We start from the raw sequence: 12,229 nt of genomic DNA, 5'->3' as shown, positions 1-12,229 counted from the left end.
CGGCGGTGCGGTCGCCCCATTACGGGGGTAATACCAAGATGATCGTCCGCAAAACGGTGCGCGTGCGCCGGTTGTCCTATGCGCTTGGTACCAGCGTGGCGGCGCTGGCGGCGGCTTCGGCCAGTCCCGCAGCAGCGCAGTGCACCCCCGATCCGACGCAGACTTACGGTTCCACCACCTGCACCGGCACGGACGAGGACGGCCTGGTCGTGGCAACGAACGGCACGCGGGTCATCGTGGCGGCGGACGCACTGGTGCATCCGGGCACGGCGCTCGGTGCGATCACCTCCGTCGCTAGCTACAACACCAGCCTCGTCGTGAACGGGCAGATCGACGGGCTGAGCAAAGCCGGCATCGCCGTGGTGGCGGGGCCGGACACCACCACATATTCATACTGCGACCCCTATTCGGGCGCCAGCGTTCCGACGTACACGTACTGCCCGCCTGCAACCCTCGTGACGAGTTCTCCCAGCGCATCGTTAAGCGTCGCGGTTGCCGAGGGGGCTACCGTCACCGGTGCACAAGCGCTGCTGCTGTCCAAGGACGCCGGCAATACCAGCGGCGCGGCATCCGCCACGGTCGACAACGCGGGCACGATGACCGGCAGTGCAGGGCCCGCACTCGTCAACGCTGCATCGAACGGGGGAACGCTCTCGGTTAACAACCGCGCCACCGGCACGATCGGAGGCATGACCGGAAACATCGACTTCGTTGCGAACACGGGTGTCATCGATGGCGGCACCAACGCCGCGATCGCCAGCAGCGCCGCCGCGCTCACCCTCCTCAACGACACAACGGGCCGGATCGTCTCGGACGTCACCACCCGCGGCGCGCTGCGCCTCACCAACGCGGGCACCATTACCGGTTCGGTGACATCCACTGCCGCCGCAGGCCAAAACAGCACGATCGACACCCGCACGGGCACCATCGGCGGCAACCTCGTGCTGGGGGCGGGCGACGACACCTTGTATGCGCCGTTCGACGTGGCCAGCAGCAAAGTATCCGCGATCGGCGGCACGATCGACGGCGGTGCGGGTATCGACCGGATCGTCCTGGACATCAAAGCCGATACCACCTTTGGCCCGCTGGCGCTGCCGACCAACTTCGAGGCGCTGGGTCTCGATCTTTCCAACAACGCCGTCGTCACCCTCACGCCCGCCTTCACCACCAGCACCGGCATCGCCCTCAGCGGCTATGGCAGCGTGATCAACCAGGCCGACCTGACCATTTCCGGTCCGGCGATAACCAGCGGTTTCAACACTTCGGTATCGTTGGACAACCGGGCGAACATCGCCGCTACGCTTTCCGATTCCGGACAGATGGCGGTAAGCGTCGCCGCCCTGACCAACACCGGCACGATCACAGCGTCAGGTGGCAACGGCGTGACCGCCAATTCGCGCATCGACAACAGCGGCACGATCACCGCAACCGGCACCGCCGTGACGACGGCGTACGGGGTACTGGCCAACACCGGCACGATCACGTCCACCGCTGGCATCGGCGTCACGATCTACAGCGGCTTTGGCAGCGGCCCGGCCACCAACGCGGGCACGATCAGCGGTGCCACTACCGGCATTGCGGTATCGAACCTTACCCTTGCCAATACCGGCACCATCACAGGTGGCACCACCGGCGTGGCGCTGAGTTCCGCGACCCTGGTGAATGCCGCCGGTGGCACTGTTAGTGGCGGGACCGACGGCGTACTCAACGCCGGCTTCTATGCCCGGGTGCAAAATGCCGGCACCATCAATGGAAACGTCAATCTGGCGGTGCCGGGGTACTTCGATAGCCCCTCCAACGACGTGTATGTGGACGCGGGCGGCACCGTCAACGGTGCCATCCGCCTGGGCAGCGGTGACGATCTGCTCGTCACCAGCCTTGATAGCGGCACCCGTCCGTTCGCCGGGGCTACCGGCGGCGTGGACGCCGGGACCGGCTTCGATACGCTGCGCTATCTGGTAAGCGCCGACGCCGACGCCGATCTGGCGCTCACCCACGGGTTCGAGGGACTGGGCTATGAAGTGGAACACGGTGCCACCCTCAACCTGACCGCCACCGTCCCGTTCACCGGCAGCATCGGGCTGGCGGGCACGGGCACGGTGACGCTGGACGGAACCATCGTGGCCGCAGGCGGTCCCGCGATCGACGCGTCGATCCCAACGGTTGGCAAGATGTTCAATTCTCAAACCCCAACCGTCACGGACCTGACGATCGTGAACAACGGAGCGATCTCCCTGACGAGAACCGATCGCTACAACTTTACTCCTATCGCCGCCGTGAATGCCGCCTCCGCCCGCTTCACCAATGCCGGAACCATCACGGTCGTCAACGTGGAGGGTGCCGCTTACTCCGCCTTCGCTATCTCGGGCGGCACGCTCGTCACCAATACCGGCACCATCACGCTGACCGGCTACGGCACTGCGATCAGCGCGAATGCGGTGGTCAACACCGGCACCATCAATGCGATCGACCCGACCGGATCGCGCGCAGCCGGCGTGGCATATTTCACCTCACTGAACAACAGCGGCACGATCACGGCGGACGGCACCGCCGTAGACGCGCGCAATAACGGCTATTACGGTGGAGCGGTCACCAACAGCGGTACCATCGCCAGCAGCGGCGGCAGCGCCGTGGTCCTGGGCGGGTACTATTCTTCGCTCGTCAACGATGCCACGGGCATGATCCGCAGCGACGCGGGCGGTCCGACAGTGGATATCACTGCAGGCGGTCTGATCGTCAACCGCGGCGCCATCGTGGGCGATGTCGCCACGTCCGGTTACAGCTACGGCCCTACCACGTATGTGGCGGATGGCGGAACGCTTACCGGAGACCTGACTTTCAGTAGCGGATCCGACTTCTTCGTGATGACGAGCGCGCAGTTGGCCAAGGGCGGCACCGGGGTGACCGGCACGATCGACGGCGGCACGGGATACAACACCTTCGGCTATGCGCTGACCTCCAGCGCCAGCGTTTCGCTCGATGCGAACGCACAGCTCGTGAATTTCCGCAATGCCTTCGTAGAGGTTGACGGCGCAGGTACGGTAGCAAGCATCACTGCCGCCGCGCCATTTGCAGGAACCGTATTTGCCAGCGGCAACGGCACGGTGGTGAATACCGCCACGATCAATGGCAGCCTGAATGTCCAGACGCCCGATCTGGGCGCGGCCATGCCCGAGGCAGATCACTACACGCTGGCCGCTTTCGATAATCGCGGCACCGTCAACCGCGATGTGTGGGGCAGCATCGGCACACTGACCAACCGGGGCACCCTTGGCCGCGATCCGTACGGCGGGGATACGCGGTCGACCGTCTCGCTTCTCAACGGCAACGATGCGGTAACCTTTAATAACAGCGGCAGCGTGTACGCGCACGTATTGCTTTCCAGCACTACCGCCATCACCGCGAACAACTCCGGCATCATCACCGCTACCGGCGACGGGTTCGATACCCCTACCCTTCTCCTGCAAGTAAGCCGCAGCGCAACCCCTTCGACCATGCCGCCCACCGTCTCGCTGGTTAATAGTGGCACGATCGCGGCCACGGTGCCCCAAGGCGTCACTCGGCAACCGACCACGGCGGTATGGATCACCAGCGACGATGGCACCGCCGCACAAATCACCAACACCGGCACCATCACGGCGGAAGGGGCATTCGGCGTCGGCCTGCTCGCCTACAACACCAGTCTGAATTTGAACAATTCAGGCACCATTCGCGGCGCGAACGCCGCGATCATAACCGGCAGTGCGATGCCCATTCATATCCTCAATTCCGGCACGATCGACGGGCTGGTGTATCTGGATGCCGGCAATGACAGCATCGAAAACCAGGGGACGATCACCGGGCCTGTCATGCTGGACGCCGGCAACGACACCTTCACCCAGTATTCCAACGCGAAGCTGGGCGGCGTGGTCGATGGCGGCGCGGGCGACGACCGGTTCGTGATGGTCAACTCCGGCGGGGGGGCGCTCGATGCCAGCCAGATCACCGGGTTCGAGCATCTGTCGCAGATCGGCGGCGGTGAGACGTCCGTGGCCTATTCCGGCTCGTTCGGCGTCGATACGATCGAACTGCTGGCGGGTGGCGCCGGGGTCAATGCCGGAAAGACGCTGGCGACCACCGGCCCGATCGTCTTCAACGGCGCAACCTCGACCAGCGACCTGGGCATCGACAACGCCGGCACCATCGCGGGCAGCGTGGTGCTGGGCAGCGGCAACGACACCGTCTACAATTTCGGCACCATCCGCGGCTCGGTGCTGCTGGGCGCAGGCAACGACCGCTATGTCGAAGGGCCGAACAGCGTGGTCACCGGCGTGGTCGATGGCGGCGCGGGCACCGACACGTACGCCATAACCATCAACGGCAACCATACCGGCCTGCAACCGCGCACCGGGTTCGAGCAGCTCGACGTGTCGGGGGTAGGTACGCTCTCGCTCACGCTGGACCAGAGCTTCCAGCAGGTGGTCGTGACGCAGGTGGGCCTGAACGTGAAGCTGAACGGCTTCACCCTCGATCACATCTACGGCAGCTCCGGGGCCGACCAGGTCACTGTGGACGGCGACGTACCCGACGTGTCGCTGGGCCTTGGCAACGATTTCCTGTCGCTTGGCGCATCCACCTTGGCCGGACGCTACGACAGCGCCTCCGGCACCTTGCGGTTCGCGGCTGCGACGCCCGTTACCCTGACCGGCACCGTCACCGATTTCTACACCATCGAACTGGCAAACGGCGCGCTGACCGTGGCCGGCACGCTGGGCAGCCCGGGGCAGCGCATGACTTTCGGCGACGGCGCGCAATCGCTGACGCTGGCCAAGGGGGGCGCCCTGAACGGCGAGATCAGCCTTGCCGGCGGCGACGATACCTTCCGCTGGATTCCCGGCGGCACCATCAACGGCACGCTGGACGGCGGCGCGGGCACCGATACCGCCACGCTGCAGATGGCCGCCAGCCCCTTCACCCTGACGGCCGGGCTGCTGACCGGGTTCGAGAAACTGCGCACCGAAGGCACCGGCACGCTGACGCTGGCCGGCGGCGGCTTCACGTTCGACACCGTGGACATGGCCGGCGACCTTACCATCGCGGCGCGCAGCGGGCTGACCACGCGGCTGCTCACGTTCGGGGCGCGCAACGATACGCTGACCATCGCCAACCTGTTCTCCGGCACGGCGGACCTGGGCGCGGGCGACGACACGCTGCTGCTCGACACCGCCTTCGGGGTCATCAGCGGCACGATCGACGGCGGCGCGGGCACCGATACCGCCACGCTGCAGATGGCCGCCCCCTATACCCTGTCGGCCCGCACGCTGACCGGGTTCGAGCGGCTGAACACCACCGGCGCCGGCGCGCTGACGCTGGCGGGCGGCGCCTTCGCGTTCGACACCGTGAACCCCGCAGGCGACCTTGCCGTGGCGCAGGGCGCATCGCTCACCGCAGGGCGGGTCGGCCTTGGCGCGGGCGACAATCGCCTGACCATCGCCGGCACTTTCGCCGGGTCGGTCGCAGGCGGCGCGGGAACGGATACCATTGAGGTATCCGGCAACGCCGCCTTCGCGACCGTCTCCGACATCGAGGCGCTGCGCATGAGCGCGGGTCTCGCCACGGTGTCCGGCACCGCATCGCTGGGCAGCATCGCGCTGGCCGGTGGCCGGCTGACCGGGCTGGCCGGCTCTACCATCACCGCATCGACCATCCAGGTCGCGCAAGGGGCCACTTTCGGATCGGCGGGCACCGTCAACGGCAACATCGCGGTGGCGGGCACGCTCAGCCCCGGCGCATCGCCCGGCACGATGACGGTCAACGGCAACGTGGCGCTGGCGGGAACGTCGGTCTCGGTGTTCGAAATCACGCCCACGGTCTCGGACAAGCTGGTGATCAACGGCGCGCTGTCGATCGCGCAGGGCGCCACCCTGCAGATCGTGGCAGACACCGCAGTGCAGCCGGGCCGCTCGCTCGACCTGATCACTGCCAGCGGCGGCATTACTGGCAGCTTCACCAATGTGATCAAGCCCGCCTCGCTGTTCGGCTTCCTCGTCCAGCGCGGCGGCACGATCGCGCTGCTTGGCCAGTTCCTCAACGATCCGGCCTTCAGCGCGCCAGTGCGCTCCACCATCGACTATGTGAACACGGTGCTGACGAGCGGGGCGGCAACAAGTGCGTTCCTGGCCGCGGCTCCGCGTCTGGTCACCGCCACCGGGGCCACCGACCAGACCGCCTTCGCGCTGCTGACGCCCGAAGCCTATGCCTCGGCCGGACAGATCGCGGTGGAACAGGGCCTGGAACTGGCGGCCACCGGGCGCAGCGCCGCCTTCGCCCCCAACCGCGAAGGGCCGGGCGCGTTCACCTTCGCCAGCGCGCTGGGCAGTACCCGCACGCTGGAGCGCGCCACCAACGGCACCGCACCTGCCCGCACCAACGGCTACGGCCTGCTCGGCGGTCTGGGCTATGCCGGGACGCAGTGGTCGATCGGCGGCTTCGTGGGCTACCTGAACAGCCGCCAGACCCTGCTGGGTCGCGGTGCGCGCACGGAACTGGACGGAATTGTCGCCGGCGTCCACGCGCGGTGGAGCGGGGACAGCGGTATCGGCGTCAAGGCCACGCTCGCCTACGCAGGCGGCAAGGCCGCCACGCGCCGCGCCCTGCCGCTTTCCGGTTCTGCCTCCGCGGATTACGACCTCACCGGATGGACCGCCGATGCCAGCGTGGACTACGCGCTGGCGCTTAGCGGAAACTGGACGGTGCGTCCCAGCCTTGGCGTCACCGCGATCCGCACCACGCGCGATGCCGTAACCGAGGACGGTGGCAGTCCCTTCGCTCTGGCGGTAGCGCGCGAACGCGACCATGCGGTGTTCGTGGACGGCGCGCTGACCTTCACCGGCGGGATGCGGCAGACCGCCACGGTGCGCCCCTACCTCTCGGTCGGCGTGCGCTATCAGGTGGACGGGCGCACGCCCTATGCGCTGGCGGCGCTGGGCGGCGGCGGATACGGACTGCTGGCGGCCGGCGCATCGCGCGCCGCCGTGCTGGCGACCGCCACGGTGGGCGCGGACGTGGCTCTCACTTCACGCTTGACGCTGTTCGGCTCACTGAGCGGGGAAGCGGGCGACGCCGACAACCGCGCCAGCGCCCGCACCGGCCTGCGCCTGGCGTTCTGACGTTCTGACGTTCTGACGTTCTGACGTCGGCGGACTAACCGCGGACGGGGCCGGGCACGACGTCCGGCTCCGCTGCTCGCAGCGTCACAACACGCGTGGCCCAATTCCGGCGCCGGCCTGCATCGGAATGGCCTAGCGCTACCGGATGCCCGGCAGCATCGGGCACATCGCTACCTTTCCGGTGCGCTTGCAGTGGTGCCGCGGACAATCAGTTCGTGCGGCAGCAGAAGGTGGGAGTGCGCGCCGCCTGCCTGCTTCCTGAACTGCGGATTCACCAATATATCAACCGCCGCGCCGGCCATTTCCGCCTTGGGTTGCCGGATCGTCGTCAACTGCGGCCACGCGGCGCGGGACGATGCCGAATCGTCGAAGCCGCAGATCGACAGCGCCTCCGGCACGGCGATGCCCAGCTTCATCGCGGTAATCAGAACGCCCAGCGCCATATCATCGTTCGCGGCGAAAATGGCGGTCGGGCGGCTGGGGCCTGAAAGCAATTGCTCGCCCAGTTCCAGGCCGGCGCGGAAGTTGAAGGTGCCGCGCAGGACCGTGCTCTCGTCCACCGCGATGCCGGCCTTCGCCATCGCCTCGCGAAAGCCACCTTCGCGCCGCGCCGAGGAACGGTGACTTTCCGGGCCCTGGATGAAGGCGATACGCCGGTGCCCGAGACCCAGCAGGTAGTCGGTCATCTCGCGCGCTGCGCTGCGATCGTCCATGCTCACGCTTCCCGATGCCTGGGCCTTCGCGCTGGGCGCAACGAGCACCATGGGCAACTCCGCCTCAGCGAACAGCGCGGTTAGCGCAGCATCGTCGCAAATGGGGGGGGCGATGATCGCCCCGTCAAGCCGCAGAGCGGTGATGCTGGAACGCACCTGCGCCGCCCAGTCCGCGCCGCCAAGGTCCACCGGCTCGACGACGAGGTGATAGCTGCGCTCGCGGCAGCGCATCAGCGCGCCGTGCTGGATATCCGCCGCATAGCCGGAAACCGGATCGTCGATGAACAGGCCAAGCAGGTAGGAGCGTGAGCTGGACAAGCTGCGGGCAAAGGCATTGGGCCGGTAATCGAGTTCGGCGACGACCTGCTCCACCCGTTCGCGCAGTTCTGCGCGGACATGCGCTTCGCCATTGATGACGCGCGAAACGGTCTTGGCAGAAACCCCGGCCCGGGCCGCGACGTCCTTGATGGTGATGACGCTCACGCCGCGATCTCGCGCGGGCGGGTGCAGGCGATCGCAAACACCGCGATGGCCACGTAGCACAGCGCCGGCAGCAGCAATGATGCCAGCAGGCCGATCGCATCGGCCAGCACCCCGGTCAGCATGGGGACGATCGCGCCCCCCACCACCGCCATGCACAGCCACATCGAGGCCAGCGGCGCAAGGCGGGCATCACGCGGCATCGCCATCGCGTAAATGGTCGGGTACATGATCGCATTGCACAAGCCTACCGCGATCAGGGCGGCGGACCCGGCCAGCCCCGGCAACACGATCGCCGCGCCGGTCAGCAGGACCGCTCCCAGCGCGGCGTACATAAGCAGCGCCGCTTCGCCCACGCGCGTCATCAGCCAGGCACCGGCAAAACGCCCCACCATCGCCCCCGCCCAGTACAGGCTCACCATGCGCCCGGCGCTGACGGGGGATAGCGAGAGACGTTCGGGCAGCATCAATACGTTGGTCATCAATGTCCCGATCGTCACTTCCGCGCCGACATAAACGAAGATGGCGACGGTCCCCCATAGTAGGCGCGGATCGCGCAGCACGGCAAATATCTTTCGGTTCCAACGCTCTGGCAAGCCGTCCGACCCGGACGCTGCATCGCGCAGCAATTCGCGGTGCCCCAGATACAACGCGCCAAGCGCCGCGAGCACGGCCCCGCAAGACACGAAAGGCAAAGACGCCCTGACCGCCGCATCGCTGCCCGGCGCCACGTCCGCCAGCAGGAACGGCGCGCTGAGCAGCGGCCCCAGAACCGTGCCGAGCGAATTGAATCCTTGTAGCAGCGTTAACCGAAACGCCGCACCGCGCGAGGGGCCGATCACGGTGACCACGGTGTTGGACGCGATCTGCAGCACGGTCTGCCCGGCGGACAACAGCAGCAGGGCGCCCAGCACCAGCACGAACTGGCGCGCGCCTTGCGCAACCGCCAGAGACAGGCAACCGGCGGTCATGACCGAAAGCCCCAAAGCGATCGCCCGCATGTAGCCGACTCGCACCACGGCCAATGCGGCAGGCAGCGCGAAAAACAGGTAGCTGGAATGAAACGCAAGCTGGATCAGCAGCGCGCCTTTGTAGTCCAGCGTCAGCATCGCCTTGAGCTGGGGCACCAGCAGGCTGACCGCTGAGCTTAGAAAACCGCCGACGAAGAACACCCCGATCGACAGCCAGAATAGCCGCTTCGCCACCAATTGCGGCGGCTTCGGCGCTGAAATCGACACTGGCGGGACGGTCATGACCGACATCTAGAATACCCTTCCCGCCATTGCAAAAGCCGCAAGAGGATAGAAGACGATTTCTGACATCGATGTCAAATCTCTATTGACAACGATGTCAGGATTTGGTCTTTGTACTACAAATAGACTACACAACAGGGAGGATGACCATGACGAGGCATGCACTCGTGGCAAGCACAGCGCTTGCGACTTGCCTATTTTCCGTATCCGCAGCGCACGCACAGGAGGCCGTCTCACCGCCGGCTGCGCCGCAAAGCGCCGCGCAAGCCGCAGCCGACGGCGATATCATCGTCACCGCGACCCGGCGCGAAACCACGCTGCAATCGACGCCCATCGCGGTTTCCGCCTTTACGCAGGATACGCTGAACAAGAACCAGGTGAAGGACGTCACCGACCTTGCCCGCTTCGTCCCCTCGCTCCAGTTCAACCAGCAGGGCGACCAGTCGGCGGTGCTGCTGACCTTGCGCGGCATCGGCAACGATAGCGCCTATACCGAAGTCGCCGACCCCGAAGTGGCCATCTACATCGACGGGATCTATTCGCCACGCTCGCAGGGCGCATCGGTGCTGATGTACGACATGGAGCGCGTCGAAGTGCTGCGTGGCCCGCAAGGCACGCTGTTCGGTCGCAACGCCACCGTGGGCGCGCTCAGCCTGATCTCGGCAAAGCCCAAGCTCGGCGTGTTCGAAGGCAACGTCGAGCTGACCGCCGGCAATTACAAGCGCTTCGGCGTGCGCGGCGCGATCAACATCCCGGTCACCGATACCCTGGCCTTCCGTGTCGCCTTCGTCAGCGACCGGCATGACGGCTATGCCTCGTACCAGCCCGCCCCGGACATCGCTGGCATCAACAGGTCAGCCTTCATCACCAGCGGCAAAAAGTACTATGCCGCCGACCAGCAATCGGGCCGCGTCTCGATGCTGTGGCAGCCGAGCGACCGGTTCAGCTGGAATCTTTCGGCCGAAGGCTACCTCGATAATGGCGCGCCGGTGATCGGCCTGCTGCAAACGCCGCGACCGGGCACCAAGCGCTGGTCGACCCTGTCCGACACCGCGCCGGACACCGACCGCTACTCGGTCGCCGTACGCAGCACTATGAATTATGACGTGACCGACGGCATCCAGTTGAGCTACATCGCCGGCTGGTCGCGCATCGGCGGCAGCACCCAGACCGACGCTGATGCGGGGGCCCTGCCGCCGACGGGCCTCAAAGATGCCAGCGGCAATGATCTGCCGCTGGGCGCCTTCAACGAAAACCGCACGCTATCCTCGCGCTATGATTTCCAGAGCCACGAGGTTCAGCTGAAATCGACCGGCGAACAGGCCGTGGATTGGATTTTGGGCGCGTACTACAGCCACGAAAAGAACAAGATCCGCTTCGATATCGACCAGCGCAACGGCTACCGCGACGGCACCTTCAGCTGGGCCGGCAGCTTCATCCAGGCCAACCGGCAGATCGACAGCCGCGCCGTGTTCGGCCAGGCCGTCTGGCATGCCACGGACTGGCTGCGCGTAACCGGTGGCCTGCGCTACACCTCGGACAAGAAGCAGGACATCGGCGGGCGCAACGTCACGTTCTCGGGCGACGGCTGCTCGGCTGCGGATTCGGCCCCCGGCGGCGCCTGCCAGGCCGGCATCTTCGGCGCCTATCCCGGCGCTACCGCCGCGGAACTGGTCGCCCTGCTGCCCGGCTTCGCGATTTCCAACAACGACGTGAAGGGCAAGTGGAGCAAGCTGACGTATCTGGCCCGCGTCGATGCCGACCTTGCACCCGACACCCTGGGCTACGCCAGCCTCTCGACCGGGTTCAAGTCTGGCAACATCCAGGATAACGCGGGGCTGACCGACCCTGAAACCCTGACCAACTACGAAGTGGGCCTGAAGACCCGCTTCCTTGATCGCCGGGTCACGCTGAACCTGGCCGCCTATTACTCCGACTTCAAGGGATACCAGGTCAACCAGGCTGTTACGTTCCGCGATGCGGCGGGCAACGTGGTGCGCAGCCAGATCGTGACGCAGAACGCCAAGGGCGCGAAGGCGTACGGTCTCGAAGCGGAACTCACCGCCAACTTGAGCCCCGCAGACCGCCTGCAGTTCTCCGGCACGATCCAGAAGACCAAACTGGAAGAACTGGAAAGCGTCGATGGCCGTCTTTACGATGGCGGCAAGGCGTCCTCAATCGTGGAGCTGCAAGGCAACGAACTGGCGCACGCGCCGCGCTTTTCGGCCAGCATCAGCTACGAGCATGACTTCGAACTGGCGAGCGGCGCGACGATTACCCCGCGCTTCACCACGCATTACGAAACCAAGAGCTGGCTGAGCTACTTCAACGGCGACGCCAACCCCTTCGTCAACGCCAACGATCCGGCCGACAACATGCCCAATCGTGGCACCAACGGCACTGACTGGGACCGACAGAAGGCCTACTTCCGTTCCGACGCCTCGCTGCGCTTCACGTCGGCGGACCAGAAATACACGGTCGAGGCCTTCGTCCAGAACATCGAGAACGGCAAGATCCGCACCGGCGCCAGCGCCTTCGGTGCACCGCGCTACGACCCGGTGTTCCTGTCCAACCTCCAGCCGCCGCGCACCTGGGGTCTTCGCGCCCGCGCGAGCTTCTGACCTGAACTGACGAG

4 protein-coding genes are annotated in these 12,229 nt (G+C 66.2%); 2 read left to right on the top strand and 2 right to left on the bottom strand.

The annotated features are described in order from the left end of the window. The first annotated feature begins 38 nt into the window (after positions 1-38). Positions 39-7,148 (top strand): hypothetical protein, encoded by a 7,110-nt coding sequence (locus ASE49_RS03200; RefSeq protein ID WP_056768685.1) that lies wholly within the window; start codon positions 39-41, stop codon positions 7,146-7,148. A 170-nt stretch (positions 7,149-7,318) separates the two neighbouring features. Here ASE49_RS03200 and ASE49_RS03195 read toward each other — a convergent pair whose 3' ends face one another. Then, positions 7,319-8,344 carry a LacI family DNA-binding transcriptional regulator gene (locus tag ASE49_RS03195; RefSeq protein ID WP_056768684.1) on the bottom strand — a complete coding sequence of 342 codons (1,026 nt, stop codon included), beginning with the start codon at positions 8,342-8,344 and terminating at the stop codon, positions 7,319-7,321. Beyond that, positions 8,341-9,603, bottom strand: coding sequence for an MFS transporter (locus ASE49_RS03190; protein WP_056768683.1), 1,263 nt, complete (start codon positions 9,601-9,603; stop codon positions 8,341-8,343). The genes ASE49_RS03195 and ASE49_RS03190 overlap by 4 nt, the downstream gene beginning before the upstream one ends. A gap of 140 nt (positions 9,604-9,743) precedes the next feature. Between ASE49_RS03190 and ASE49_RS03185 the strand changes: the two genes are divergently transcribed. Next, entirely contained in the window at positions 9,744-12,215 is a 2,472-nt protein-coding gene (locus ASE49_RS03185; RefSeq protein ID WP_056768764.1) for a TonB-dependent receptor, read from the top strand. The last annotated feature ends 14 nt before the right edge of the window (positions 12,216-12,229 follow it).

The sequence above is a fragment of the Novosphingobium sp. Leaf2 genome, from assembly GCF_001421325.1.
Classification (GTDB): domain Bacteria; phylum Pseudomonadota; class Alphaproteobacteria; order Sphingomonadales; family Sphingomonadaceae; genus Novosphingobium.
The sequence above is the reverse complement of the archived record's forward strand: the minus strand, read 5'-3'. Positions and strand labels throughout refer to the sequence as shown.

What these genes read in the sequence shown, in the direction of transcription:
- ASE49_RS03200 (WP_056768685.1), top strand. Translation starts at nt 39, where the DNA reads ATGATCGTCCGCAAAACGGTGCGCGTGCGCCGGTTGTCCTATGCGCTT.
- ASE49_RS03190 (WP_056768683.1), bottom strand. Translation starts at nt 9,603, where the DNA reads ATGTCGGTCATGACCGTCCCGCCAGTGTCGATTTCAGCGCCGAAGCCG.
- ASE49_RS03185 (WP_056768764.1), top strand. Translation starts at nt 9,744, where the DNA reads ATGACGAGGCATGCACTCGTGGCAAGCACAGCGCTTGCGACTTGCCTA.